General features: G+C 62.4%; 28 protein-coding genes and 2 pseudogenes. 23 read left to right on the top strand and 7 right to left on the bottom strand.

Annotation, left to right across the window (positions count from 1 at the left end; all coding sequences use genetic code 11):
- The first annotated feature begins 83 nt into the window (after positions 1-83).
- From LB523_RS17195 to LB523_RS17185, 3 genes are all read left to right on the top strand, one after another.
- Complete coding sequence (locus tag LB523_RS17195; RefSeq protein WP_224604935.1) at positions 84-788, top strand: LuxR family transcriptional regulator; 705 nt, start codon at positions 84-86, stop codon at positions 786-788.
- 118 nt (positions 789-906) lie between these two features.
- Positions 907-1,470 carry an acyl-homoserine-lactone synthase gene (locus tag LB523_RS17190; RefSeq protein ID WP_318011968.1) on the top strand — a complete coding sequence of 188 codons (564 nt, stop codon included), beginning with the start codon at positions 907-909 and terminating at the stop codon, positions 1,468-1,470.
- 106 nt (positions 1,471-1,576) lie between these two features.
- Entirely contained in the window at positions 1,577-2,275 is a 699-nt protein-coding gene (locus LB523_RS17185; protein ID WP_224604934.1) for a winged-helix domain-containing protein, read from the top strand.
- An 87-nt stretch (positions 2,276-2,362) separates the two neighbouring features.
- Here the strand turns inward: LB523_RS17185 and LB523_RS17180 are convergent, their stop codons facing one another.
- From LB523_RS17180 to LB523_RS17170, 3 genes are read right to left on the bottom strand one after another with little or no spacing between them, the layout of a single operon-like run.
- Positions 2,363-3,139 carry an amino acid ABC transporter ATP-binding protein gene (locus LB523_RS17180; protein WP_224604931.1) on the bottom strand — a complete coding sequence of 259 codons (777 nt, stop codon included), beginning with the start codon at positions 3,137-3,139 and terminating at the stop codon, positions 2,363-2,365.
- On the bottom strand, positions 3,139-3,798 hold the full coding sequence (ehuD, locus tag LB523_RS17175; RefSeq protein WP_224604930.1) for an ectoine/hydroxyectoine ABC transporter permease subunit EhuD: 660 nt from the start codon (positions 3,796-3,798) through the stop codon (positions 3,139-3,141). Before ehuD ends, LB523_RS17180 begins: the two co-directional genes overlap by 1 nt.
- Positions 3,788-4,447, bottom strand: coding sequence for an amino acid ABC transporter permease (locus LB523_RS17170; protein WP_224604914.1), 660 nt, complete (start codon positions 4,445-4,447; stop codon positions 3,788-3,790). Before LB523_RS17170 ends, ehuD begins: the two co-directional genes overlap by 11 nt.
- Before the next feature lie 420 nt (positions 4,448-4,867).
- On the opposite strand from LB523_RS17170, the gene trbB reads away from it, so the two are divergent.
- The 14 genes and pseudogenes from trbB to LB523_RS17100 all read left to right on the top strand — a co-directional run bounded on the left by trbB (position 4,868) and on the right by LB523_RS17100 (position 16,718).
- Positions 4,868-5,851 carry a P-type conjugative transfer ATPase TrbB gene (gene trbB, locus LB523_RS17165; RefSeq protein WP_224604911.1) on the top strand — a complete coding sequence of 328 codons (984 nt, stop codon included), beginning with the start codon at positions 4,868-4,870 and terminating at the stop codon, positions 5,849-5,851.
- Positions 5,848-6,180, top strand: coding sequence for a TrbC/VirB2 family protein (locus LB523_RS17160; protein WP_224547828.1), 333 nt, complete (start codon positions 5,848-5,850; stop codon positions 6,178-6,180). Before trbB ends, LB523_RS17160 begins: the two co-directional genes overlap by 4 nt.
- Positions 6,180-6,461 carry a VirB3 family type IV secretion system protein gene (locus LB523_RS17155; RefSeq protein WP_224547826.1) on the top strand — a complete coding sequence of 94 codons (282 nt, stop codon included), beginning with the start codon at positions 6,180-6,182 and terminating at the stop codon, positions 6,459-6,461. Before LB523_RS17160 ends, LB523_RS17155 begins: the two co-directional genes overlap by 1 nt.
- A 10-nt stretch (positions 6,462-6,471) precedes the next feature.
- On the top strand, positions 6,472-8,922 hold the full coding sequence (gene trbE / locus LB523_RS17150) for a conjugal transfer protein TrbE (protein ID WP_224604908.1): 2,451 nt from the start codon (positions 6,472-6,474) through the stop codon (positions 8,920-8,922).
- Positions 8,919-9,677, top strand: a complete 759-nt coding sequence (gene trbJ / locus LB523_RS17145) for a P-type conjugative transfer protein TrbJ (protein WP_224604905.1) — start codon at positions 8,919-8,921, stop codon at positions 9,675-9,677. Before trbE ends, trbJ begins: the two co-directional genes overlap by 4 nt.
- An 11-nt stretch (positions 9,678-9,688) precedes the next feature.
- Positions 9,689-10,015, top strand: coding sequence for a putative entry exclusion protein TrbK-alt (trbK-alt, locus tag LB523_RS17140; RefSeq protein WP_224604902.1), 327 nt, complete (start codon positions 9,689-9,691; stop codon positions 10,013-10,015).
- A gap of 1 nt (position 10,016) precedes the next feature.
- Positions 10,017-11,386 (top strand): annotated as a pseudogene (gene trbL / locus LB523_RS17135) (P-type conjugative transfer protein TrbL).
- Positions 11,346-12,080 (top strand): conjugal transfer protein TrbF, encoded by a 735-nt coding sequence (gene trbF / locus LB523_RS17130; protein WP_318011967.1) that lies wholly within the window; start codon positions 11,346-11,348, stop codon positions 12,078-12,080. The pseudogene trbL and the gene trbF overlap by 41 nt, the downstream one beginning before the upstream one ends.
- Positions 12,077-13,135 (top strand): P-type conjugative transfer protein TrbG, encoded by a 1,059-nt coding sequence (gene trbG / locus LB523_RS17125; RefSeq protein ID WP_224604899.1) that lies wholly within the window; start codon positions 12,077-12,079, stop codon positions 13,133-13,135. Before trbF ends, trbG begins: the two co-directional genes overlap by 4 nt.
- Positions 13,136-13,146: 11 nt before the next feature.
- The gene (locus LB523_RS17120; RefSeq protein WP_224547973.1) at positions 13,147-14,268 is read left to right on the top strand and encodes a TrbI/VirB10 family protein; all 1,122 of its coding nucleotides are present in this window, start codon (positions 13,147-13,149) and stop codon (positions 14,266-14,268) included.
- 1 nt (position 14,269) lies between these two features.
- On the top strand, positions 14,270-14,491 hold the full coding sequence (locus tag LB523_RS17115) for a DUF2274 domain-containing protein (RefSeq protein ID WP_041002529.1): 222 nt from the start codon (positions 14,270-14,272) through the stop codon (positions 14,489-14,491).
- A 467-nt stretch (positions 14,492-14,958) separates the two neighbouring features.
- Positions 14,959-15,876: an NADP-dependent oxidoreductase gene (locus LB523_RS17110; RefSeq protein ID WP_224604896.1), complete on the top strand. Its 918-nt coding sequence runs from the start codon at positions 14,959-14,961 to the stop codon at positions 15,874-15,876.
- Positions 15,809-16,168 (top strand): annotated as a pseudogene (locus LB523_RS17105) (Ku protein); the annotation flags it as partial. The gene LB523_RS17110 and the pseudogene LB523_RS17105, both read left to right, overlap by 68 nt.
- 25 nt (positions 16,169-16,193) lie before the next feature.
- Positions 16,194-16,718, top strand: a complete 525-nt coding sequence (locus LB523_RS17100; protein WP_224604893.1) for a cation:proton antiporter — start codon at positions 16,194-16,196, stop codon at positions 16,716-16,718.
- Positions 16,719-16,947: 229 nt separating this feature from the next.
- Here LB523_RS17100 and LB523_RS17095 read toward each other — a convergent pair whose 3' ends face one another.
- Complete coding sequence (locus LB523_RS17095; protein WP_224604891.1) at positions 16,948-17,139, bottom strand: hypothetical protein; 192 nt, start codon at positions 17,137-17,139, stop codon at positions 16,948-16,950.
- A 1,100-nt stretch (positions 17,140-18,239) separates the two neighbouring features.
- Positions 18,240-18,908 carry a DUF1236 domain-containing protein gene (locus tag LB523_RS17090; RefSeq protein ID WP_224547803.1) on the bottom strand — a complete coding sequence of 223 codons (669 nt, stop codon included), beginning with the start codon at positions 18,906-18,908 and terminating at the stop codon, positions 18,240-18,242.
- A 322-nt stretch (positions 18,909-19,230) separates the two neighbouring features.
- On the opposite strand from LB523_RS17090, the gene LB523_RS17085 reads away from it, so the two are divergent.
- From LB523_RS17085 to LB523_RS17065, 5 genes are all read left to right on the top strand, one after another.
- Entirely contained in the window at positions 19,231-19,581 is a 351-nt protein-coding gene (locus LB523_RS17085; protein WP_224532281.1) for an antitoxin Xre/MbcA/ParS toxin-binding domain-containing protein, read from the top strand.
- A gap of 11 nt (positions 19,582-19,592) precedes the next feature.
- On the top strand, positions 19,593-20,087 hold the full coding sequence (locus tag LB523_RS17080; protein ID WP_224605184.1) for an RES family NAD+ phosphorylase: 495 nt from the start codon (positions 19,593-19,595) through the stop codon (positions 20,085-20,087).
- Between the two features lie 30 nt (positions 20,088-20,117).
- Positions 20,118-20,669: a dienelactone hydrolase family protein gene (locus LB523_RS29465; protein WP_224604889.1), complete on the top strand. Its 552-nt coding sequence runs from the start codon at positions 20,118-20,120 to the stop codon at positions 20,667-20,669.
- Between the two features lie 502 nt (positions 20,670-21,171).
- Positions 21,172-21,996 (top strand): Ku protein, encoded by an 825-nt coding sequence (locus LB523_RS17070; RefSeq protein WP_224604887.1) that lies wholly within the window; start codon positions 21,172-21,174, stop codon positions 21,994-21,996.
- A gap of 44 nt (positions 21,997-22,040) precedes the next feature.
- Positions 22,041-22,634, top strand: coding sequence for an SOS response-associated peptidase (locus LB523_RS17065; RefSeq protein WP_224604885.1), 594 nt, complete (start codon positions 22,041-22,043; stop codon positions 22,632-22,634).
- Between the two features lie 2 nt (positions 22,635-22,636).
- Here the strand turns inward: LB523_RS17065 and LB523_RS17060 are convergent, their stop codons facing one another.
- Positions 22,637-23,017 (bottom strand): hypothetical protein, encoded by a 381-nt coding sequence (locus LB523_RS17060; RefSeq protein ID WP_140843252.1) that lies wholly within the window; start codon positions 23,015-23,017, stop codon positions 22,637-22,639.
- Positions 23,017-23,304, bottom strand: coding sequence for a hypothetical protein (locus tag LB523_RS17055; protein ID WP_224604874.1), 288 nt, complete (start codon positions 23,302-23,304; stop codon positions 23,017-23,019). Before LB523_RS17055 ends, LB523_RS17060 begins: the two co-directional genes overlap by 1 nt.
- A gap of 142 nt (positions 23,305-23,446) precedes the next feature.
- Here LB523_RS17055 and LB523_RS17050 point away from each other — a divergent pair, with 142 nt between their 5' ends.
- Positions 23,447-23,716 carry a hypothetical protein gene (locus LB523_RS17050; protein ID WP_224604872.1) on the top strand — a complete coding sequence of 90 codons (270 nt, stop codon included), beginning with the start codon at positions 23,447-23,449 and terminating at the stop codon, positions 23,714-23,716.

Here is a 23,716-nt window from a genome sequence, read left to right as displayed (position 1 = left end):
GCATCTGTGACCGTAAGTTTCTGGCCGGGACGGGGCCTGACTCTTGTCGAGGTCTGCCGATGGAGATCGATAGTCTTGTCGGGTTGTTTGCAGCGATCTCAAGGATCGATGCCGCGTGCTCGGTGGATGGTATCCTCCAAGAGTTCCGCTCTGCCATCGAGCGTTATGGCCTGCGTTATTTTCTGATCACCGGCCTGCCGGTGCCGCACGACACCGACTGGAAGCGAGAGATCCTGGTCGATGGTTGGCCGCCCGAATGGTATCTTCGCTACATGTCAGAGGATTACTTTTCGCATGATCCCTGCGTCGCGCAGTGCCGGCATTCGTCGAAGCCGTTCCTGTGGGAGGAACTGCCGCCGGCAAAGCTTGTTGCGCGCGCAAAGCTGGTGATGGACGAAGCGGCGGATTTCGGAATGGGCCAAGGCCTCTGTGTTCCCGTCCACGTGCCGCTGGCGGGCCCAGGCGTCGTCACGGCAGCGGGCGATCGCATTGAAATAGCGCCGAGCGTCGTGCCGTTCATCGAGACGCTTTGCGTGCATACGTTCCGACGCCTGTCAGGGCTGGAAGAATCCGGCCAGTCCGTTGAGGCCGCGCCCTTGACGCCGCGCGAGCGCGAACTCCTGGAGTGGAGCGCCGAAGGCAAGTCGAACGAAGACATCGCCTGCATCCTGGGCGTCACAAGGAACACGGTTGAGAGCCATCAGCGCAACATTCGAGGCAAGCTCGATGCAGCCAACGTCTCGCATGCCATCGTCAAAGCTCTGCGGCGACAGGAAATCCAGATTTAGCAATACCTGAATACCATCATACGGGCATGAAGCGTGTTTTCCTACGACCTCCACTTTTGGAGGCGTCATGGTCCGTATTCATCTGGTCACCTGGGAAAACAGGAAGCAGTATAGAAAAGTGCTGGAGCGCTATTTTCGCATCCGGTACGACATTTACGTCAAGCATAGACGATGGCGCGCCGTCGCCCGGCCCATCAACATCGAGATCGACGCCTTCGACAACGAGCATGCGCTTTATGTTCTGGCGCTCGACACCAACGGCAAGATCGTCGGCGGCTCGCGTCTTGTTCCGACGCTGGAGCCGCATCTCATGAGCGAGGTCTTCCCAGTTCTCGCCGGCGGCACGCCTCCGAGAGCGGCTGAAATTTTCGAATGGACGCGTTTTTTTGTCGTCCCATCGCTTCGCACGCACGGAGCGTCATCGCCGATCGCCGGCTTTGTTCTGTGCGGCCTTCTTGAGACGGCGCAAAGTCTGGGGATTCGACAGATCAGCGTGGTATGCGAAACATTCTGGCCGAAACGCCTGCGTGCGCTTGGCTGGACGCTTTTCGAACTCGGCAATGCTCTCGAGCATCCGGATGGCGACATCATCGCGCTGCTGATCGATGTCACGCCTGAGGCTATTGAGCAGACGCGCCGCGCTTATGGCATCAGCGGCGTCATACTTGCGGATAAAATCTAGGCTGATTGCACCGGCAGCTGAAGGCTTGCCCGCCAGGGGATATTGTCATCGCGCCCAATTGCGCGGTAGTCAGCGCTATGATGCACCGCATTGGGTTGATGGACTCATGACGCCGCTGGTCCTGATCTCTTCGAAGGACCCGGATTTCTTTCTGGTTTTCGGGCACATCCTTTCCGCAGCCGGCTTCGAAACCCGCCTGATCACGGCTGACAAGGAGGTTGCGCGGACCATTAAGGCCGAAACGCCGCTTGCCGTTATCCTGGACTGTCATCCGGGCGACCGCGCAATCGCCAAGCAATGCCTGTCGCTGAAGTCGTCCGAGGCGACAAGAGCAACGCCCCTTGCAGGTTTGGTCGCGCCTCGTTCCGGCAAACTGCACCTGGACCTTATCAAGGCGGGCGTCGACGAGATATTTTCGCGACCGTTCGCGCCCGAGCAGCTTTTGACCTGGCTGCATGGCAAAGCAGGTGTCGCGAAGCTCTCGCGCGAAACCAAGACAGGCGATCTGGTGCAGGGCGATTTCCGCTTGGACCGACAGACCCACCGGACCTTCTTCAAGCAAAAAGAAATCGTTATGCCGCCGATCGAATTCAAGCTTTTGCGCAGCCTTCTGGCGCAACCTGGCAAGGTCTTCAGCCGGGAGGAACTGGTCGCGACCGCATGGCCTGAGCACGCCGCCGCAACCGACATAAGGGGTGTTGACGTTCATATTGCCAGGTTGCGCAAAAGGCTTCGGGCATCTGTGGGAAGCGATGTGATCCGGACCGTCCGCTCTGCTGGTTATGCGTTCGCGCCGGACTGGTAGTCCGCGCGGCGATTCCGGCGCCGATCCAGTTGTCATGTTGCCGATCGCGCCGCGGTTGCATGCGTGACGTTCACCAGGTGTCGGCTCTCAATGGCTCAGGATGGTGTCCAGGAACAGCCTGGCGCGCGGGTGAGCGGCTCCAGAGAAGAAATCACTGGAAGACGCGTGCTCGACGATGCTGCCTTGGTCCATGAAAACGATCTCATCCGCGACTTCGCGGGCAAATCCCATTTCGTGCGTCACGCAGATCATCGTCACGCCGGTTTTCGCGAGCGCGATCATGACGTCGAGCACTTCCTTGATCATTTCCGGGTCGAGCGCGGAGGTGGGTTCATCGAACAGCATGATACGGGGATCTAGGCACAGAGCGCGCGCGATCGCCGCCCGCTGTTGTTGGCCGCCCGACAGCTGGGCCGGATAGGCGCGCGCCTTTTCGGGGATGTGCACCGCCGTCAGATGCCGCATGGCGATCTCTTCGGCCTCATGCGCCGACTTCAAGAAGACCCGGCGCAGCGCCAGCGTGCAGTTGGCAAGCACGGTGAGGTGAGGGAAGAGATTGAAGCTTTGGAACACCATGCCTGTCAGGCGGCGCGCCATCGCGGCATCGCGATCGCTTTTTCCCAGACTTCTGCCTTCAAACTCTATCGTCCCCTTTTGGAAACGTTCAAGACCGTTGATGCAGCGTATCAATGTCGACTTGCCGGACCCGGAGGGTCCGCACACGACGACGCGCGCACCCGGCCGTAAGCTCAGATCGATGTCTTTCAAAACGTGCAGGGCACCGAACCACTTGTTCAGACCGTCGATCCGCACGAGCGGGGAGGATTGAAGCGTCGAGGTCGCAGGCGCGCGTCGGTCGAGCATCAGCGGCGCCCGCTCGCAAGCAGGAGCTTCTCCATGCGCTTCACCCCATAAGAAACGATCAGCGCCAGGGCGAGAAACAGAACGCCGGCGACGGTCAGCGGCTCCGCGTAGCGATAGGTCTCGGAAGCGATATCGAAGGCGCGCCCGAGCATTTCGGGCACGGCCAGGATCGCGAGATAAGGCGTCGCCTTAAGAATGGAAACCAGGTAGTTGCCCAGGGGCGCGGCGATGTTGCGCAGCATTTGCGGTGCGATGACGAAGATGACGGTGTCGCGGCGGGTGAGCGACAAGGCTCTCGCTGCTTCCTGCTGGCCCCTCGGAATAGCGTCGATGCCCGCCTTGAACACCTCCGCCAGATAACCGCTGTAGTACAGGCTTAGCCCCAATATGCCCACCGTCATGGCGCCAAGCCGGATCCCGTAGAAGGGCAGGACGAAATACAGGAAATAGAGCCAGGCCAAGACCGGCGTCGAGCGGATGAAGTCGATCAGGAAGCGCATGGCGAGGCCGGGCGCACCGCCCCCGCGGCGCATCATTTCGAAAGTGAAGCCAAGCGCCGACGCACCGAGGCAACTCAAGACCGTGGCGAGCAGGGTAGTCCCGATCGCACCGATTATGATCGGGATGGTCGAGAGCGCGAAATCGAGGTTAAATCCCACGAGGCGCTCCTCTTTCGGGATTGACCCGCGCCTCGAGCCAGCGGCCGGCGAGCGCGATTGGATAGCAGACGACGAAGAAGGCCAGCAGCAACGCCGAATAGATCGCGACCGGGTCGTATTCGGTCTGCGAGACTTCTTTGGCGCGGAAGGTCATGTCCGTCAGAGTGACCAAAGAGACAAGGGAAGTCGCCTTCACCAGCTGAATAAGGTTGTTGACGAATGTGGGACTCATGGCGACCAACGCCTGGGGCAGCTCGATCAGAAGCAGGATCGCGGGGCGAGAGAGGCCGAGCGCCATTCCAGCCTCGCGTTGGCCGGCAGGAAGAGATTGGAGCCCGGCGCGCACCGCTTGGCTGGCATAGCCGCCGCTATTGAGGCCGAGCACCAATGCACTGACGGTCATCGCCGATAGGGTGACCCCCATGACCGGCAGAACGTAGTAGAAGACGAAGAGCAGGACGACGACCGCCGAACTGCGCCAGAATTCGATGACTGCCGTGACCAGAAAGCGCGTCAAGCCAGTGGTCAGAAACTGCGCGACGCCGAAAACAAGCGCGAAGGGCACCGCGAAGACCAAGCCATAGGCGGTGACCGCTGCCGTTATGCGCAGCCCTTGCAGGATCCCAAGCCAGATGTCGAGCATGCTCATGAGGCTTCGCCGCCCCTTGCCGCGAAGGGGCGCGGCGAAACGAGCGTCGGGGCGTTTCGAGCATGTTTTGAAACGCCTGATTGGCGCCGCGACACCGAGCCCTCGGGACCGAACCGCATGACAATCCTCCGCGCCGTGGAAAGGGCGATCGCCGCCACTGCCAGGCCATTTCATAAACCCGGCGGGAGTCATATGTCAATAAACATGTACGTACCATTGCGCGCGTTCACATTCTGCCGATGTTGGAACGCCGCGATACGCTGGCCTTAAAGCTTCCTGAGCTCGGCGCCGCCGTTCGCCGGTTTTTACTCGCTGCGCTACGACGGCGGTCGAAAGCTGTTGAATCGGGCTGCTTCAGGCCTCTTTTGCTTATCCCGACCGGGAACTGCTCGATGAGTTCCCGCACCAAACGGGGACAGCATGGCTATCTTGCACAACGATACCGAAGGACGCGCGCGCAGCTCGCGTATGCTGCGCACCGCGCTCGGGCCCGCCATCGCCCGTTTCCTGGACGACCCCGCGATCATTGAGGTCATGCTGAACCCGGATGGCCGGATCTGGGTCGATCGGCTTTCGGAAGGTTTGGCCGATACGGGCGAAATGCTGGCGCCTGCCGCTGGCGAGCGGATCGTGCGGCTTGTCGCCCATCATGTCGGTGCCGAGGTCCATTCCCGTTCCCCGCGCGTCTCGGCCGAGTTGCCGCAAACCGGTGAGCGTTTCGAAGGCCTGCTGCCGCCTGTGGTCGCCGCGCCGGCCTTCGCCATCCGCAAGCCCGCGGTCGCCGTCTTCACGCTCGATGACTATGTCGCGGCGGGCATCATGACGTCTTGTCACGCCGCTGTTTTGCGCGGCGCGGTTGCTGGCCGCGCAAACATCCTCGTTGCCGGCGGCACGTCGACCGGCAAGACGACCCTGACCAACGCGCTGCTTGCCGAAGTGGCGAAAGGGACGGACCGGGTCGTCATCATCGAAGACACCCGCGAACTGCAATGCGCGGCCCCCAACCTCGTCGCGATGCGCACCAAGGATGGCGTTGCCACGCTTTCCGACCTGGTTCGTTCCTCGCTGCGCCTGCGGCCCGATCGCATTCCGATCGGCGAGGTGCGCGGCGCCGAGGCGCTGGACCTCTTGAAGGCGTGGGGCACCGGGCATCCCGGTGGCATCGGCACCCTTCATGCGGGCTCCGGTATTGGCGCTCTGCGCCGACTTGAGCAGCTGATCCAGGAGGCCGTCGTCACTGTCCCGCGTGCGCTGATCGCCGACACGATCGGCCTTGTCGCCGTGCTCTCCGGACGCGGCGCCGCGCGACGGCTTGTCGAACTGGTCAGGGTCGAGGGTCTGGGCCCCGATGGCGACTATCGCATCGCTGAAGCCACACCGATCAACACAGGAGACATTTCATGATCCGCCTGCTTTCGCGCTGCCAAGCCAGCCTGGCCGCGGCCAGCGCCGCCATTGCCTTCAATCTCATGCTCGCGCCGGTCGCCCTTGCGTCGGGCTCCTCGATGCCGTGGGAACAGCCGCTCGAGAAGATCCTGCAGTCGGTCGAAGGACCGGTATCCAAGATCATCGCCGTCATCATCATCATCGTCACCGGTCTGACGCTGGCCTTCGGCGACAGTTCGGGTGGCTTCAGGCGGCTGATCCAGATCGTTTTCGGCCTTTCGATCGCCTTCGCGGCGTCGAGCTTTTTCCTTTCGTTCTTCTCTTTCGGCGGCGGAGCGTTGATCTGATGACGACCGCTTTCGAACAGCTCGGCGCTGTGCCGGGGTGGACGGTGCCGGTGCACCGGGCGCTCACCGAGCAGATCCTGCTCGGGGGCGCGCCGCGTGCAATCGCGATCCTGAATGGCACGCTGGCGGGCGCTGTCGGTCTTGGGCTGCGGCTCTGGCTGGTCGGTCTTCTCATTTGGGCAATCGGACATTTTACGGCGGTATGGGCTGCCAGGCGCGATCCGCTTTTTTTCGAAGTCGGCCGCCGGCACCTGCGGCTGCCCGGACATCTGTCGGTTTGAGGGCACTGCCATGATGAGGCTTGCCGAATACCGCCGGACTGCTGCTCGCCTTGCCGACTTTCTGCCTTGGGCGGCACTCGTTGCCCCCGGGGTCGTGCTTAACAAGGACGGCAGCTTTCAGCGCACCGCGAGATTTCGCGGACCCGATCTCGACTCCGCCGTAGCGGCGGAACTTGTCGCGGTGGCAGCGCGCATCAACAATGCCCTTCGTCGTCTCGGCTCGGGCTGGAGCATCTTCGTCGAAGCGCAGCGCCACGAAGCGGCGTCGTACCCGGAAACCCAGTTTCCCAATGCGGCCTCCGGCCTGCTCGATGCCGAGCGCAAAGCCGACTTTGACGAGGAGGGGGTTCATTTCGTATCGAGCTACTTTCTCACATTCCTGCTCCTGCCGCCGCCCGAAGACGCCACGCGCGCCGAGGGCTGGCTTTATGAGGGTCGCGACCAGTCGCGCGCGGATCCTGGCGAGATCGTCCGCGCCTTTGTCGACCGGACTGAGCGTGTGCTCTCTCTGCTCGACGGCTTCATGCCTGAATGCCACTGGCTCGACGACGGCCAAACGCTCACCTACCTGCATTCGACCATCTCGACCAAGCGTCATTCGGTGCGCGTCCCCGAGATCCCGATCTATCTCGATGCGCTGCTGGCCGACGAGCCGCTCGCCGGCGGGCTCGAACCGCGGCTTGGCGACAAGCATCTCCGCGTGCTTACCATCCTCGGCTTCCCGACCGCCACCACACCTGGCCTGCTTGACGACCTCAACAGCCTGGCCTTCCCGTACCGCTGGTCGACCCGCGCGATCCTGCTCGATAAGGTCGAGGCTGTCCGCCTTCTGACCCGGATACGGCGGCAATGGTTCGCCAAGCGCAAGAGCATCGCCTCGATCCTGAAGGAGGTGATGACCAACGAGGCATCGGCACTCCTCGACACCGACGCCGCCAACAAGGCGGCTGATGCCGACACCGCATTGCAGGAGCTCGGCGCCGACATGGCGGGCATAGCCTATGTCACCGCGACCGTCGCCATATGGGATAGCGACCCGCGCGTGGCCGACGAGAAACTGCGGCTCGTCGAGAAGGTCATCCAGGGCCGCGACTTCACGGCCATTGTCGAGACCGTCAACGCCGTTGATGCCTGGCTCGGCTCGTTGCCCGGGCATGCCTATGCCAATGTCCGCCAGCCGCCCATCTCGACGCTCAATCTCGCCCACATGATCCCCCTCTCTGCCGTGTGGGCGGGGCCGGAACGGGACGAGCATCTGGTCGGTCCTCCCTTGCTTTACGGCAAGACCGAAGGCTCGACCCCGTTCCGGTTGGTTCTTCATGTCGGCGATGTCGGTCACACGCTGGTCGTAGGCCCGACCGGCGCCGGCAAATCGGTGCTGCTGGCGGCGATGGCGCTGCAATTCTGCCGCTACCGCAATGCTCAGATCTTCGCTTTCGATTTCGGCGGCTCGATCCGCGCGGCGACGCTCGCCATGGGTGGCGACTGGCACGATCTCGGCGGTCATCTCACCGAAGGCCTGGACGCGTCCGTTTCGCTGCAGCCGCTCGCCCGCATTCACGAAACCTACGAGCGCGCCTGGGCGGCTGACTGGATCGTCGCGATCCTGACGCGCGAGGGCATCCAGATCACGCCGGAGGCGAAGGAGCATATCTGGGCGGCGCTGACCTCGCTCGCCTCGGCGCCGGTCGAGGAGCGTACCATCACCGGGCTCAGCGTGCTTCTGCAGGCCAACGACCTGAAACAGGCGCTTCGTCCCTATTGTGTCGGTGGCCCGAACGGCCGGCTGCTCGACGCAGAGGCCGAACACCTCGGCCAGGCATCCGTGCAGGCGTTCGAAATCGAAGGTCTGGTGGGCACGCAGGCCGCGCCGGCCGTCCTGTCCTATCTGTTTCATCGCATCGGCGACCGCCTCGACGGTCGTCCGACCCTGCTCATCATCGACGAAGGCTGGCTTGCCCTCGACGATGACGCGTTCGCCGGGCAGTTGCGCGAATGGCTGAAGACGCTCCGCAAGAAGAATGCCAGCGTCGTCTTCGCCACCCAGTCGCTATCCGACATCGACAATTCGGCTATCGCGCCGGCGATCGTCGAAAGCTGTCCAACCCGGCTGCTGTTGCCCAATGAACGCGCGATCGAGCCGCAAATTACCGCCATATATCGCCGCTTCGGCCTGAACGACCGCCAGATCGAGATCCTGGCCAGAGCCACACCCAAGCGTGATTATTACTGCCAATCCCGTCGCGGCAACCGTCTCTTCGAGCTCGGCCTGTCCGAGGTCGGGATTGCGCTTTGCGCCGCGTCCTCCAAGAGCGATCAGGCCCTGATCGGCAGCATCATTGCCGAGCATGGCCGCGACGGCTTCCTGTCGGCCTGGCTGCGTGCCCGCGACGTCGGCTGGGCCGCCGACCTCATTCCCGACCTCACCGTTCCCGAACCTGAAAAGGATCCCAGACCATGACTGTTCATCAAAGCCGCCGCCGTGTCCTTCTTCTGGTCGCGGCGACGCTCGCCACGCCGGTCGCGATCTCGCCGATGGTGACTGCGCCAGCGCATGCCTTCATCGTGTTTGATCCATCGAACTATTCGCAGAATGTCCTGACGGCCGCGCGCTCGCTGCAGCAGATCACGAACCAGATCACCTCACTTCAGAACCAGGCCCAGATGCTGATCAACCAGGCGCGCAACCTGGCGAGCCTGCCTTTGTCCTCGCTGCAGCAACTGCAACAGTCGGTGCAGCGCACGCAACAGCTTCTCGGTGAAGCACAGAACATCGCCTTCGACGTCCAGCAGATCGACAAGGCATTTCAGCAGCAATACAGCAGCGCCTCGCTTTCTGCTTCCGACCAGCAACTCGTCGCGGATGCGCGCTCGCGCTGGCAAAACACAGTGGGCGGCCTCCAGGACGCAATGCGCGTCCAGGCGGGTGTCGTCTCAAACATCGACACCGGCCGCGCGCAGATGTCGGCGTTGGTCGGCGCCAGCCAATCGGCGACCGGTGCGCTGCAGGCGACGCAAGCTGGCAACCAGTTGCTTGCGCTTCAGGGGCAGCAGCTTGCGGACCTGACAGCCTTGGTCGCCGCCAATGGTCGCGCCCAGGCGCTGACCGAAGCCGAACGTGCCGCGGCGGTCGATCAGGGTCGCGAGCAACGCCGACGCTTCCTGGCGGCTGGATCCGGCTACCAGGCAGGCTCCGTCCAGATGTTCAACCGCTGAGGTCGATCGCCATGGACGGCAAAACCTTCGCTCGCGTCGTGGCGGTCGTCTTCGTCGCCGTCGCCATGGCGGCGACGGCGCTCGAGATGAGCCGGAAGGAAGACAAGCCGGCGGGGGAGGGGCTGCACACACCGGTGGCTTCTGGGCCTAATCCGCTTCGCGATGGCCTGCGCCGCTGCCAGGTCCTCGGCGAGGCTGCTTTGCGTGACGATGGATGCGCGCGGCTGTGGGCCGAACAGCGTGACCGATTTCTCGGTCTCGAAAAGCCGTCGGGGCGTTCGACAAGCGAGCCCGCCGCTTCGCGCTCGCCAGATCCTGCCCTGCACGAGGCCCGCTAAAATGGGCAATACCGGCGTTATCGACCAATTCCTGGCCACCTTCACCCGCTATATCGACAGCGGCTTCGGCCTGCTCGGCGGCGAGGTCGCCTTCGTTGCCACCACGCTGATTGTCATCGACGTGACGCTTGCCGCGCTTTTCTGGAGCTGGGGCGCCGATGACGACATCCTTGCGCGGCTCGTCAAGAAGACGCTCTTCGTCGGTGTCTTCGCCTATCTGATTTCCAACTGGAACGGTCTCGCCCGGATCGTTTTCGAGAGTTTCTCCGGTCTTGGACTCAAGGCGAGTGGAACCGGCTTTTCGGCACAGGACCTGCTGCACCCCGGCAAGGTGGCGCAAACCGGTCTCGACGCCGGACGACCATTGCTTGAGGCGATCTCCGGCTTGATGGGCTACATCTCCTTCTTTGAAAACTTCATCCAGATCGCTTGCCTGCTCTTTGCCTGGGCGCTCGTCCTACTCGCCTTCTTCATCCTGGCGGTGCAGCTCTTTGTGACGCTGATCGAGTTCAAGCTGGCGACGCTGGCAGGCTTCGTGCTGATCCCCTTCGGCCTCTTCGGCAAGACGGCCTTCATGGCCGAACGCGTTCTCGGCAACGTCATCTCGTCCGGCATCAAGGTTCTGGTGCTTGCCGTCGTCATCGGCATCGGATCCACGCTCTTTGGCGAATTCACTCAAGGCTTCGGCGGCGAGAACCCCACCATCGATCAAGCGATGGCCATCGTGCTGGCGGCGCTGTCGCTGCTTGGCCTCGGAATCTTCGGTCCGGCATCGCGAACGGCCTCGTCGCGGGTGGGCCGCAGCTCGGCGCCGGTGCGGCCGTCGGGACTGGCCTTGCCGCGGGCGGCACCGCAGTTGCAGGCTACGGAGCAGCCAGTCTCGCGGCGCGAGGCGCGACAGCCGCATTCGCGGGAGCGGCGTCAACCGCGCGTGGCGGGGCGTCACTCGCTGGGGGCGGTTCGGCCGCCTATACGCTCGGCGCCGCCGGCCAGTCGGGCGTGGCAGGCGTCGCCTCCGGCTTGGGCGGCATTGCGCGCGCTGGCGCTTCGGCGGCAGCCTCTCCGCTCAAGCGCGCCGCCGCAAGCACCGGTCAATTGCTCAAGTCAAACTTTGCCTCTGGCGCCGGTTCGGCCACTGAAATCACCGGCGGTTCGTCGACCATGGGAACGCTTGGCGGCGCCGCTGCGCCAACGGCGGCGGACGCATCCAGCGCGGGCAAGCCATCCAGCGCTCAAGGGCAGCCCGAATGGGCCAGACGTCTGCATCGCTCCCAACGCCTCGCCCACGGCGCCCAGACCGCCGCCCACGCGGTGCGCGCCGGTGACAGCCATGGCGGCGGAGCCTCGATTTCTCTTTCTGAAGGCAAATGACGAAATGAACATCTTTAGGCGCCCCGCCGTCCACTACGGCAAGAGTCCTCGACCGGAAACACCCTATCAGAAGGCGCAGCAGATCTGGGATGAACGCATCGGCTCCGCACGCGTGCAGGCACGCAACTGGCGCGCCATGGCGTTCGGGTCCCTGATCCTGTCGGCGGGACTCGCCACTTCACTGGTCTGGCAGTCGGGCCGCGGCACCGTCGTGCCCTGGGTCGTGCAGGTCGACAAGCTGGGCCGGGCTCAAGCGATCGAGCCCGCAACCGCCGACTACAAGCCGACCGATCCGCAGATCGCGTGGCATCTTGCCCGCTTTGTCGAGCAGGTACGGTCCATCCCCGCTGACCCGATCATCCTGCGCCAGGACTGGCTGCGCGCCTATGATTGGACCACCGACCAGGGTGCTGCGGCGCTCAACGACTATGCGCGCGCTGCGGATCCTTTCTCCAAGGTCGGCAAGCAGCAGGTCGCGGTGGACATTTCGTCAGTCATCAGAGCCTCGCCGGGCTCCTTCCGTGTCGCCTGGATCGAGCATCACTACGAAAACGGTCAGCTTTCTGGCACCGAGCGCTGGACCGCGATCCTGACGATCGTGACGCAGATGCCAAGCGACGCCGAACGGCTTCGCGCCAACCCGCTTGGCATCTACGTCAACGCCATCAACTGGTCCCGGGAGATGAGCCAATGAGCCCGACCTCGCGTCTTGTTGCCGGCACGACTTTCTCGAGATATCTGCTGTCGGCGCTGGTCTCGGCAACAGCGCTGCTTGCGGGTTGCGCCACGCCTGCGAAGAAGCCGCCGACGATCAGCTACGATACCTACGTTCCGCCCTTGCCGCCGGCTCGGGCCGCCTCGACCGACCAAAGGCCGAAACCTCTTCGCGTGCCACCAGGCTGGGCGCCCGCGCGGGGCGGCGCCATCGGGCAAACACCGGCCGCCCGTGTCGAGAACGCAAATGCCGCGGCGCGCGTCGAACCGCGCCGTGAGGGCTACTACAACGCGATTCAGATCTACCCATGGAGCGAGGGAGCGCTCTATCAGGTCTATGCCTCACCTGGCCAGATAACGGACATCGCGCTAGAGCCTGGCGAGAGCCTGACCGGAGACGGTCCGATCGCGGCCGGTGACACCGCGCGCTGGATCATAGGCGACACCGAAAGCGGGTCCGGCATTGCCCGACGCGTCCACGTCCTGGTGAAACCCTCGCGGGCGGACATCACGACGAACCTCATCATCGCGACGGACCGGCGCAGCTACATGCTTGAGCTACGCTCAGGCGCCAAGCCCTACATGCCCGCCGTTGCGTGGTCCTATCCGGCTCTGAAGGCGGGCCTCCTGCAGACGATCGCCACAACGCCGATCATACCGCAGCTTACGGCGCGAAATTATCGCTACGGCATCACCGGCGACAGCCCTCCCTGGAAGCCGGTGAGCGCCTACGATGATGGCCGCAGGGTCTATGTCGAGTTTCCCCGCGGCATCGTGCAAGGCGAGATGCCGCCGATTTTCGTCATCGGTCCGGACGGCGAGGCTGAAATCACCAACAGCCGCGTCGATCAGAACATCCTCATCGTCGACCGCCTTTTTGGCGCGGCCGAACTGCGTCTTGGCGCCGGCAAGCGGCAGCAGACCGTCAGGATCGTGCGCGTCGACAGGAGAACCGATGGGTTGTGGCGGGGCCCAAGCGACAGCGCAGCATCGACGCTGCCGAACGCAGTGCACAGAGGAGCGCTGCAGCCGTGAACGAGAAGAATATGGCCGTCGAACCCATGCGGCTTCGCGCCGACCCGCCGCGTGTGACGCGTCTGTCGCGCAAAATGCTCGCAGGCATCGGCTTCGTCGCCTCGCTCGGTCTAGGCGGCGCGCTTGTTTATGCTCTGCAGGACGCCAACAGGTTCAAGCAGGGCGAGGAGCTCTACCCTACCTCCAATCGGCCGCCCGCCGACGGACTGGCAACACTGCCGCGCGACTATGCCGGCCCGATCCTTGGGCCGCCGCTGCCTGGCGATCTCGGCAGGCCGATCCTCGATGCTAAGAACAAGGGGCAGGCGGTCGTGCCGCCCTCAATCGCAAGCCCCGCGATTGACGAAGCCGAGCAGCGCCGACGAGCCGATGAGGAAGCGGCCAGAACCTCGCGCGTCTTCTTCCAGACAGCGCAAGGAGATCCCAGGCCCGCCGAAGCGTCCGCTCCTGCTGTTAACGACTTTGCCGGTCAGTACGGTCAGCCAAGTGCGCAGGATCGCCAGCTTTCCTTCCTGTCCGCCGCCGCTGACCGGCGGACCGTGGCCCCGGATCACATCACGCCGCCCGCGTCACCCTATGTGCTTCAAGCCGGTGCCGTGATCCCGGCCGCGCTCATTACCGGCATCCGCTCGGACCTTCCCGGGCAGATCAGCGCTCAGGTGACCGAAAATGTCTATGACAGTCCCACCGGGCGCTCATTACTCATCCCGCAAGGCACTCGTATTATTGGACAGTACGATAGCGGGATTGGTTCCGGGCAGCGCCGCGTGCTGCTTGTCTGGAACAGGCTGATCTTTCCCAACGGACGCTCCATCGTGCTGGAGCGGCAGCCTGGCGCGGACGCTCAGGGCTATGCCGGCCTGGAGGATGCCGTCGACTATCACTGGGGCGAGTTGTTTAAGGCCGCGGCGTTGTCGACCATTCTGAGCGTTGGCGCGCAGACCGGTTCTTCCGATCAAGATAGCGATATCGTGCGCGCCCTCCGAAGCGGCGCTTCCGATAGCGTTAGCCAGGTGGGCCAACAGGTCGTTCAGCGCCAACTCGCTATCGCGCCGACGCTCACGATCCGGCCGGGGTTTCCCGTTCGCGTCCTCGTTACCCGCGACCTTGCCCTTGAACCATACGGAGGCTGACATGGCCAAGTTGAAACTCGCAACGATTGCCGACGACAAGCCAGTCAAGATTACGGTGGAACTCCCGGCGCCGCTGCATCGCGATCTGGTGAAATACGCAGAGATCCTCGGGCGCGAGACCGGGCGGCCATCTGCCGATCCATCGCGCTTGATCGCTCCAATGCTTGAACGGTTCATCGCAACCGACCGCGGCTTTGCGAAAGCGAAGAAGGAGCAGGCCTGAACCGAGCTTTCCACGGCCGCCAACCGGCGAGCGCCTTGAGCCGAGACGACGATAGGAGCTCTCCTGTCGATGGTTACGGCCCAACACGAGGCTCGAACGGCTCGTTCGCTCGGTGCTCGAGGCCTGGATCGATTGGATCCTGCGCGTCGGGAATGCCGGCTGGTTCGACTGTGTGGGTGGAACCAGAGAAGTTGGAGGAGTGGCGCTATGTCTGGCGCCCGCAGCTGATCAAGCTCTGCGATAAAGCCACGACATACATCAGCCGGATGGCTGACGGTTGCCGTCTCATCGACAGATGAGCTGCATGACGTGACGGCGCCTGACTGTTGAAGCGCCCGCCGCCGTCGCACGGCAGTCGATATCAAGCCCGGAAGGCGCCGAGCCGAGACGTCGACTGCCTGAGAACCGAAAACGCGTTACGCCTGCAATTCAGCCAAACCACAAATATATCTGAGGAGACAATTCCCATGAAAGCAATCGTTGTAACGGACCAGACTGCGGTAATGGCCGGAATGAAGCTTGTGGAGCGGCCCGAACCACGGGCAGCGATAAACGACGTCCTCGTTCAGGTTTATGCGGCGGGCTTCGTCAACACCGAACTGGAGTGGCCTTCGACCTGGGCGGATCGAGCCTTTCGTGATCGGGCACCGTCGATCCTCGGCCATGAACTGGCGGGTGTGGTCACCGCGCTCGGCTACGGCACCACGGGGCTGTCAATCGGTCAGCGGGTTTTCGGCCTGTCGGACTGGCATCGCGATGGCTCGCTCGCCGAGTACGTCGCCATGGAAGCGCGCAACCTTGCCCCGCTGCCTGGCGACGTAGACTTCACGGTGGGAGCGAGCCTGCCGATCTCGGGCTTGACCGCCTGGCAGGGCCTGTTCCAGCACGGCCGTCTTCAGGTGGGCCAGAGCGTGCTTGCGCATGGCGCGGCCGGTGCCGTCGGTTCGATGGTGGCGCAGCTCGCACGAGAAGCCGGAGCCTATGTCATCGGCACCGGACGAGCCGCCGACCGCCAGAAAGCTCTCGACTTCGGCGCAAATGAATTCGTCGACCTTGGGAACGACACTCTGGAGGACATCGGCGGCGTCGATCTGGTTTTCGACGTCATCGGCGGCGACATCCAGAAGCGGTCGGCAGCCTTGATCCGGGCCGGAGGAACGCTTGTGACAGTCGTCGGACCCACGGATGTTAGACCCGCTGACGGCCTGGCGATCGACTTCGTCGTTGAGGCCGATCGCGCCCAGCTGTCCGAAATAGTCCAGCGGATACGAGATGGAAGATTGCGGACCAATATCGGCAAGGTAGCATCTCTCGTCGATGCCGTCGCAGCTTTCAATTCGACCGAGCGACGCGCGGGAAAGACGGTCATCCGCGTTCGTCCGTAATAGCTGGAAAGGGCCGCCGAAACTGAGGCCGTCCTGCTCAACCCAGGATGGCAAGGAGAAATCCCTGAAGGCAGGCTCAAGGGTTGCGGCGCCGTCGCACCATAGGCTGGAGGTCGACTGCTTCGTTGCGATCAACGATATCGACACACGATATCTTGAAAAGCCCTATTACGTCATTCCGGCCGACGGCGCGGCTGCCGAGGCATTCAATGTGCTGCGCGAGGCCATGGCTAAGAAGCGGGTAGCCGCTCGATCCTGCGTTGTGCTTTACCAGCGGGGCCGAGAGGTCGTGATCCAACCCTTCCGCAAGGGACGGGATGCATTGGCTGCTCGGATGGAGCTGGGCTGGCGCAAGCCTCTTCGGTGTGCTGATCGCGGCGACGGATCCGGTTTCGGTGCTGGCGGCCTTCAAGGAGATGAAGGTGCAGCCGCGGCTCGGGCTTCTGGTCGAATCCGAAAGCCTGCTCAACGATGGCGCGGCCGCCGTCGGTTTCGGTATCCTGGTCGCGGTGGCATCAGGCGCAAGCGCCACGCCCGTGGCCATCGCCTCTTCCTTCGTGTGGATTGTCGCTGGCGGCATCGCGATCGGCGCGGCGCCCGCAATCGCACCAACGCCCGCGCCGCTCAAGACGTTTCCGGGCAACGCCTACAAGTTCAAGGAGATCGTCCAGGAGGTCCAGTTCGCCCTGCTCGCATTCGGCTACTACAGCGGCGAGATAGACGGCGAGATGAATCCTGAATTGAGGGCCGGGCTATCGCGCATGCGGGCGGATTACTCGCTCAAGGTCACCGGGACAATCACGCCGGAGACGCTGACTGCGCTGAGGATTGAAGCGCGTTAGCTACCCGCAAGTTGCAGGGCCAGGCTGCATGAGCGGACCAGCTAGTCGGTGCCGCGGCCTTGAAAAACATTCGACAGGGCTTGACGGAGGGCACGCGCGAAACCAGCCGCGACGTGCCGTCAAACAGCAGCGCCGCGCCGGTGTGCCTTCAATCGCTTTCCCTTGCAAGGAGAGCTGCTCCCAGGCTGGCGGACTGGTGGTGAGGATAGGAATTCCGTTCCCTAAGCCGTCAATCCTCGGCTAGTGGCCCGATCTGGGAGACTTTAGCCCTTGCCCCAGCCGCAAGGAGCTTCGCCTCCCGCATCAGCGAATTCCAATTCAGGCCGATCAGGAGAGCAAGTTTGTGCGCTTGAGCCTCGGTAATGCCAGTTTGTTCAACGAGCCTCTGGACGAGCGATGTCGTCTGGTTCTCATCTGACATTGGCTGGCTCCCTCCAGCGCCCCGATCTGCCGCAACATCTGAACCTTGGATCTGGTTCCGTAAATCGATGAAAAGAAAAAGCCCGACAGGGGGCTGCCGGGCTTGAGCTTGGGCTTGCAGCGGCGGGGACTAGACGCGGGGGCGTTGGGGTGCCGCTGCAATGAGGCTGATTGTGATCATATCGGAGGGTGGTTGGCAATCATCATCAAATCGGATGAGGGCCGAATCGTCTACCCTGCGACTCGGCCCTTACAGCCCGCAGCACTGTTCCAAGGAGTTTAGGGACACCTAAGCGCGCGCCGGCTGGTGGTCAGGATAGGAATTCCGTCGCTAGGACGTCAACAGAGAGGCCTAGCCGACCAAAAAGTGTCCCACTCTGGAACGAATTCACGGCGTGGCGATTTAGAAGATGCAGTCGATCCGCCGAGGTGTAGCTGCTCTCTCCGTCGCAGAAAAGCCCGTCGCTCACGCTCATTAGCTGCGGCGGGTTTTGCTCTTGCTGGGCCGAGCCGGATTCAGTTCCTACGAGTTTGCGTCTTTCTCTCTTCCTGCTCATCCAGGGCTCCTAGCAACTGAGTGACGGATTTCGGCAGCGTCGGTTTGACCACCAAGTCCAGCCGCTTGGACAGCCTCTCTCTTATGAAGTGGCTAACTGCCGAAAGGATTGGCCTGACTCGTCAAGGCTGGACCTTGTGCAGCCGCATCCAGCAGGGGACGGTCTCATGGGCGGAACTCGCCCGGAAGGCACATTCCCAGATGGAATTTCCCTGGGAGAACGTACCCCAGCCCAACTCCACTCTAAACCCAAGCACCTGCCGTTGGGTCAAGGGTCGCGGGAACCTCCCGAATGCGAGGGGATGGGCTTCGAGGCGATCCTCGGACCAGCAAGCGCACGATGCCGTTCGGGCTCGGCTGACAGCGGCCTCCGGATCCCGCAACTCGGCGCCCGAAGCACTTGATTTCAGGGAGCGGAGAACGCTGCCACCCCGTTGGGCCACAAGCAGGCCTGGGACGGCGGCGCCTCCATCGTCTGGCACGGGCGGCTCGGGGTCGAGACCGCTCCTGTGCTGTCACACTATTTTCCTTGCCGATTGGCACGTTCAGCCTTCCACATACACGATGCGGCGCGTCGACGGCTCAACCAGCACCGGTCGGTTGTTCACATAGACATACCGGTACCGGTAGTTCGGGATCTTCTGCAGGGCTACCGTCGCAGGCAGGGTCGCGCCTGTCACAACCTTGCCTTGAAGGTAAACAGGCTTGACCCGGTGCTCGCTGATGTAGGTGCGGACCTGTTCGGGGGGAGTGATCACGGTACCAGCCGCACCGCCGCCCACGATCCCCGCCGCGCCGCCCACGGCAGCGCCAACTGGACCACCGATGATAGCGCCGGCGATCGCTCCGGTAGCGCCGCCGGCGACGGCTCCGGCATTAGCCTGATCGCGAGGAGCTTTCACCACCGCGATGCCTGAATTGGCCGGTCGCTCGGTTAAGACGACCCGATTGCCGCCGAATTCTGCGGTGACGTAATCGGAATAGACCCAGCCTTGACCACCGGCCTCGGCGACGGTGCACCATTTCGAGTTTTGCAAGCAGCCGTTCAGTGTGGCCGTCTGGCCCGCCCGCAGCACCCCGATCACCGGATACTGCGAGCCCGGACCTGCGCGAACGTTAAGGTTTGTAATGGCGGATACGGGAGTATCGGCAAAAGCTGCGCCAGACAAGGCGACAAGCGCGCCTGCCACTGCGGGTAACAAAGGCCTTCTCATGGTTCTGTCTCCGTTTCATGGTTCCCTTCAGAGCCAAAAACGAGGAAGAGCCACGTGCGTTCCGCTGGCGGATTGCTGAACGGATGTCATTGGGATCGCTCTGCCGCTCCTGCTTGGTCGAGATATGCTCATCATCGAAGCGGTCGATCTCCCCGATGCCATCGACATGGCTGCACGCACAGCCGCGCGGGAGCATAGGCTCATTGAGGTCCGACCGCTGGAACAGCTATGGTCGCCGGGAGAAGCGGGGCAGATCTTGAAATGCCGGCATTGCTGACGCTATATTGCGTCATAGTTTTTGGCGGTGCACGGAGGTGCTGCGATGGGCCTGGCACGATATGCGGATAACGGTTTGTTCGCACCGAAGAAGATTGCGGACGCTTTCCGCACCACGAGCGCGGAGATCGCCCGTACCGCTGGTCTGGGGAAAGATGCGGTCCAGCGCCGGGAGCGGGTGCGCTCAGACAAGACGCAGCGCCGCCTGCGCGAGATGGTGGAAATCGTGAACAAGGTCGAGCCGCGATTTGGCTCCGCGCTCATGGCCTATGCCTGGTATCGGTCCGAGCCGCTGCCGGGATTTTCGGGGCAGACGGCCATGCAGCTCGTGCGGGAAGGTCGAGCCGATGAGGTTCTCGACTTCATCGACGCGGTCGATGCGGGGATTTACGCCTGACCATCGCCGCCATCGCCTATTCGGGCCGGCTCTACCGCGCTCTCAATCCGATGTATGCCCGCGAGCCTATGTCGGGACGCGGTGCCGAGCTTTATGGAGGACGTTTCAACCCCAAAGGCATGCCGGCGCTCTATGCGTCGACCTCGGTGCTGACGGCTTTGCGCGAAGCCAACCAGGTAGGCGATCTGCAGCCGACGACGCTGGTCGCTTATCGTGCCGAGATCGAGGCCGTCTTCGATGCGGGCGACCCCACTGCTCTTGCAGCAATGGGCCTCGATGCGGCGGTCCTGGCCGATCCAACATGGCGCGACCAGATGAGAGACCATGGCGAGGCGCATACACAGCGATTTGCCCGTGAGCTGGTCGCGCAAGGCTATAATGGCCTGCTCGTGCCGAGCTTCGCCAAGGGCGCCGCACTCGGCGACTTGAATCTGGTTCTGTGGCGATGGGGTGATGCTGCCCCATCCAGACTCGAGCTAATCGACGACGAGCACCGGCTCGGTTGATCTAGCCGGCCGCTGCCCGCGTTGCCAACTATGCTGCCTTCGACAGGAGACGGGAACTCAAGTCTGACGGAAAGAGTGCTTGCACTTTCAGCCCAGTACGGTACCGCTGTGCTTAAGCCATCCGGGTCATTTCGTCACCACCTAGCGCGACCTTGTCGATCATCTACATCGGTGGGGAAGTGCCATCAGTTGGCGGTTGGAAGACGTGCCGGAGAGCGTAACGATTACGAAGCCGTTCGCCATGGTGCAAATCATCACTGCTTTATCGATTCTGATCCTCACGGTCTTCCAGAAATCCCGGATAATGTTGGCCGCGGACCCCGCGTGCAGGTGCACGTTGCTAGCCCCGATCCTTTCGCCCCCTCCGATCAGGTCTCCGAGTGGTCGAACGGCGCGGCCAGGTTGAGGGTGCCGGCGAGCGTTTATTCATATCCGGATGCGGGCCATTTTTTTACTGACAGCGAACTTGCCGACTATGACGCCAAGGCCGTGAGACGCTTGGAAGCGGGCCATCGCGTTCTTGGAGGTGCTCGTCGTCTCCTGAGTCTCCAATGTCTCGCGGCCGGCCCTTGCCTAAAATGACCACGATTTCGCTATTGCCAGGCAACGGCTTCGAGTTCGAGCTCGTTGGCGTAAGCCCAGGGCAGGAGATCGTCGATTTGGCTATTTGGGTGGCCGTTGACGAGCCGTGTTCATCATTCAACCGTGAGATGCGCGAACGGCCTTGGCAGCGCGTGCAGGAACACGCTGGCTCGGCGCCGAAGGGCCTGAAGCGACCCCGCACGCAATAGGTTCGGCCGGCATTAATAGGGCGACTGAAACACATGCGCGGCGAAGACGACCTGCGACACGCGTCATTGCAGGACTTACCCGAGGATGGAACGTAAGGCGCCTGGCAGCCTTAGTTGTCGGGTGACGCACCCTCGCCAGATGGCGCGTTATCCTCGGACTGCCCACAGTCCGAGAGCTTGCCATTCATCTTTCGCGGGTGGCGGACTCAACAGCAAATCGATTTCTGGGAAGCTGAACGAGGTCGGAACCCCCGGCGGGCGCCGGTGTTTCTTCATCTAACGGAGGATGAAACATGGCAGCGCCGCGCGCGGTTTGGAAGGGTTTCCTGAAATTTGGATCGGTCGCATGCGGCGTAAAGCTGGTGGGAGCAACCACTGAGGCGGGGAAGGTCCATTTCAAGATTCTGAACCGCGAAAACGGCTTGCCGGTTAAGAGCGCCTATATCGATGAAGGAACCGGCGACGTCGTTCCTTCAGAAGATCAGATCAAGGGCTACGAGGTTGAGAAGGGCGACTTCCTCGAAATCGAGCCGGACGAGATCAAAAAGCTGAAGCTCACGTCGCAGCACACGCTCGACATTGAGGGCTTCGTCACGATCGATGAGATCGACACGAGGTATCTGGAAAAACCCTATTACGTCATCCCGGCCGACGGCGCCGCTGTTGAGACGTTTTCGGTGCTGCGAGAAGCAATGGCCAAGAAGCGGGTCGCGGCGCGATCTTGTGTTGTGCTGTACCAGCGGGGCAGGGAAGTCATTATCCAGCCCTTCGGCAAAGGAATGCTGTTGACCGAGTTGCGAACCCACAACGAGATGATTTCAGCAACGAGCGTCTTCGACCACGTGAAAAGCCCCAAATACGACAAGGATCTCCTCGAAATTGCTGGGCTGCTGATCGACAAGAAGGCAACAAAGTTCGACCCCTCGAAATTCGAAGATACCTATGAGGATGCGCTGATCGCCATGATCGAGGCCAAGCGCAAGGGCAAGAAGCCGCCCAAGCCGGCGCCGAAACCCAAGGAGAACGTGGTGGACCTAGCTGCAGTGCTGAAGAAGAGCCTCGCCGCGGAGGGCATCAAGGGGCGGCCAAACGCAAAGCCCGCGCGAAAATCCGCGTAGCATGGCAACGGACGGCCCCGTTCGGATTCCTTTTGTGGGGCAGCATGTGCAACGACTATGAGCAGCATGTCGCCTGGGCCGAATATTGCCGGATGATGGCTTCGCTGGCGCTGAAGATCCCGGCTCATCAAACTGAACTCGATCTTCCCCAAGCTGATGATATCCGCATCAATGATCCGGCGCCGATCATGCTCGCTGCCGGAGACGGAGTTGAACTTGCGTCGATGACGTTTGGGTTTCCGCCGTCCGGCCCGAAGGGAGGACCGGTGTTCAACTTCCGATCGGAAGGACGTCGTTTCGCCGACAGCAAACGCTGTCTGGTCCCGGCCTCGGCGTTCTTCGAATTCACTGGCACCAAATACCCGGAGGCGAAACACCGCTTCACTCTGAACGGCGCTCCTTTCCTGGCTATCGCCGGGCTCTGGCGGGAAGCGGCCGGCAACAAGCCGCCCACCTTCACCATGTTGACTACCGATCCCGGGCCTGATGTCTCGCCATATCACAATCGCCAGGTGGTCGTTCTTCAGCCCGAAAACTGGTCAGCGTGGCTTGATTTGTCGAGACCGGAGAGAGAGTTGTTGCGACCCTTGCCGGCGGGATCGTTGTCCGTTGAAACGGTACGGCCAGAGCGCGCCTGAGTTCAGTTGCGGAGAGGCTCCGGCACACTGAGCGGTCCAATCTCGAAAATCCGCTGATAGAGGCCCTTGCGGCGCCAGGCGCCACGTGCGCGTCCATTCTCCCTGTCGCGCTTGGGATCGAACATGATCCCGCCGAAGTGGTCAAGGAATGCGGCGGCGGCATCGCGATCAGCGAAACAATGCAGTCGCCATTGCTCCTGCTTGCCGTCTTCCCAGATCGCGATCACGGATCGCGTCCGGCAAGATAGCCGTTGCTCCTCAAGAAACCGCCGGATCAGCGTGAAATTGTGTGCCGTGCAGATGTCGTCGGGCAGCGCCACCTGGTGCGGCATATCGCGATCGATCATCGTTGGCGGCGGAATGCTACGGCTGCGGGCAGCCATTAATTGCTCAATTTCCGTCGCCTGGTTTCGAAGGCTTGCTGCAAATCGATGTCGGTCTGGTCGCGCATCGCATCGGAAAGCGATATCGCCAGGTCAAGGCTGTCGGGATAGATCGCCATGATCCAAGCGGCCGTCAACTCTGTAATCGCCTGCTTCTGGCTGACATCTGACAATCCACGCAGGTGCTTTGCCATCTTTTGAGCTGCTCGGTGGATGGCAGGCAGTTCGCGCCTGACGGTCGCGTAGATTTCGGGCTGCTCGGCTTCGGTCGCACGCATCGGTTTCATGGCAATGTCTCCGTTTTGTCGATAGTGAACAAAAAGAGAACACGGAGTCAAGGCAGCTCTTGACCAAGCAGGAATGTGTTCCTCATTTCAGCGGATGCCGGAACAACCCGAAAAGTGGCCACGAGGCCAGGCCTGGACGCTGATGCATGCCCATGAGGCAGGGCAGGTCGCGCGCATCTCCTGCGGCCATTGCCACATCACACGCCATTACAAACCGATCGAGCTGCGCGAGGTGATCGGCAATGTCACCATAAACCAGTTGCGAGAAAAGGTACGTTGTCAGGCCTGCGGCAAGCGGGAGTGGATGTCGGCGGAACTCTTCCATCCCTACGGACAGGAGCTTGTGAGCATCCGTTTCCGGCGCCTGAAGGAAATACGATGGGAAAGGCGTGTGATTTGGCGCGACGAGTAA

The sequence above is a fragment of the Mesorhizobium sp. ESP-6-4 genome, assembly GCF_020164735.1.
GTDB lineage: Bacteria > Pseudomonadota > Alphaproteobacteria > Rhizobiales > Rhizobiaceae > Mesorhizobium.
Note: the sequence above shows the minus strand (reverse complement) of the source record. Positions and strands in the feature narration are given on the sequence as shown.

What these genes read in the sequence shown, in the direction of transcription:
- LB523_RS17185 (WP_224604934.1), top strand. Translation starts at nt 1,577, where the DNA reads ATGACGCCGCTGGTCCTGATCTCTTCGAAGGACCCGGATTTCTTTCTG.
- LB523_RS17180 (WP_224604931.1), bottom strand. Translation starts at nt 3,139, where the DNA reads ATGCTCGACCGACGCGCGCCTGCGACCTCGACGCTTCAATCCTCCCCG.
- LB523_RS17170 (WP_224604914.1), bottom strand. Translation starts at nt 4,447, where the DNA reads ATGAGCATGCTCGACATCTGGCTTGGGATCCTGCAAGGGCTGCGCATA.
- trbB (WP_224604911.1), top strand. Translation starts at nt 4,868, where the DNA reads ATGGCTATCTTGCACAACGATACCGAAGGACGCGCGCGCAGCTCGCGT.
- LB523_RS17160 (WP_224547828.1), top strand. Translation starts at nt 5,848, where the DNA reads ATGATCCGCCTGCTTTCGCGCTGCCAAGCCAGCCTGGCCGCGGCCAGC.
- LB523_RS17155 (WP_224547826.1), top strand. Translation starts at nt 6,180, where the DNA reads ATGACGACCGCTTTCGAACAGCTCGGCGCTGTGCCGGGGTGGACGGTG.
- trbE (WP_224604908.1), top strand. Translation starts at nt 6,472, where the DNA reads ATGATGAGGCTTGCCGAATACCGCCGGACTGCTGCTCGCCTTGCCGAC.
- trbJ (WP_224604905.1), top strand. Translation starts at nt 8,919, where the DNA reads ATGACTGTTCATCAAAGCCGCCGCCGTGTCCTTCTTCTGGTCGCGGCG.
- trbK-alt (WP_224604902.1), top strand. Translation starts at nt 9,689, where the DNA reads ATGGACGGCAAAACCTTCGCTCGCGTCGTGGCGGTCGTCTTCGTCGCC.
- trbF (WP_318011967.1), top strand. Translation starts at nt 11,346, where the DNA reads ATGGCGGCGGAGCCTCGATTTCTCTTTCTGAAGGCAAATGACGAAATG.
- trbG (WP_224604899.1), top strand. Translation starts at nt 12,077, where the DNA reads ATGAGCCCGACCTCGCGTCTTGTTGCCGGCACGACTTTCTCGAGATAT.
- LB523_RS17120 (WP_224547973.1), top strand. Translation starts at nt 13,147, where the DNA reads ATGGCCGTCGAACCCATGCGGCTTCGCGCCGACCCGCCGCGTGTGACG.
- LB523_RS17115 (WP_041002529.1), top strand. Translation starts at nt 14,270, where the DNA reads ATGGCCAAGTTGAAACTCGCAACGATTGCCGACGACAAGCCAGTCAAG.
- LB523_RS17110 (WP_224604896.1), top strand. Translation starts at nt 14,959, where the DNA reads ATGAAAGCAATCGTTGTAACGGACCAGACTGCGGTAATGGCCGGAATG.
- LB523_RS17100 (WP_224604893.1), top strand. Translation starts at nt 16,194, where the DNA reads ATGCATTGGCTGCTCGGATGGAGCTGGGCTGGCGCAAGCCTCTTCGGT.
- LB523_RS17095 (WP_224604891.1), bottom strand. Translation starts at nt 17,139, where the DNA reads ATGTCAGATGAGAACCAGACGACATCGCTCGTCCAGAGGCTCGTTGAA.
- LB523_RS17090 (WP_224547803.1), bottom strand. Translation starts at nt 18,908, where the DNA reads ATGAGAAGGCCTTTGTTACCCGCAGTGGCAGGCGCGCTTGTCGCCTTG.
- LB523_RS17085 (WP_224532281.1), top strand. Translation starts at nt 19,231, where the DNA reads ATGGGCCTGGCACGATATGCGGATAACGGTTTGTTCGCACCGAAGAAG.
- LB523_RS29465 (WP_224604889.1), top strand. Translation starts at nt 20,118, where the DNA reads ATGCTGCCTTCGACAGGAGACGGGAACTCAAGTCTGACGGAAAGAGTG.
- LB523_RS17070 (WP_224604887.1), top strand. Translation starts at nt 21,172, where the DNA reads ATGGCAGCGCCGCGCGCGGTTTGGAAGGGTTTCCTGAAATTTGGATCG.
- LB523_RS17065 (WP_224604885.1), top strand. Translation starts at nt 22,041, where the DNA reads ATGTGCAACGACTATGAGCAGCATGTCGCCTGGGCCGAATATTGCCGG.
- LB523_RS17060 (WP_140843252.1), bottom strand. Translation starts at nt 23,017, where the DNA reads ATGGCTGCCCGCAGCCGTAGCATTCCGCCGCCAACGATGATCGATCGC.
- LB523_RS17055 (WP_224604874.1), bottom strand. Translation starts at nt 23,304, where the DNA reads ATGAAACCGATGCGTGCGACCGAAGCCGAGCAGCCCGAAATCTACGCG.
- LB523_RS17050 (WP_224604872.1), top strand. Translation starts at nt 23,447, where the DNA reads ATGCATGCCCATGAGGCAGGGCAGGTCGCGCGCATCTCCTGCGGCCAT.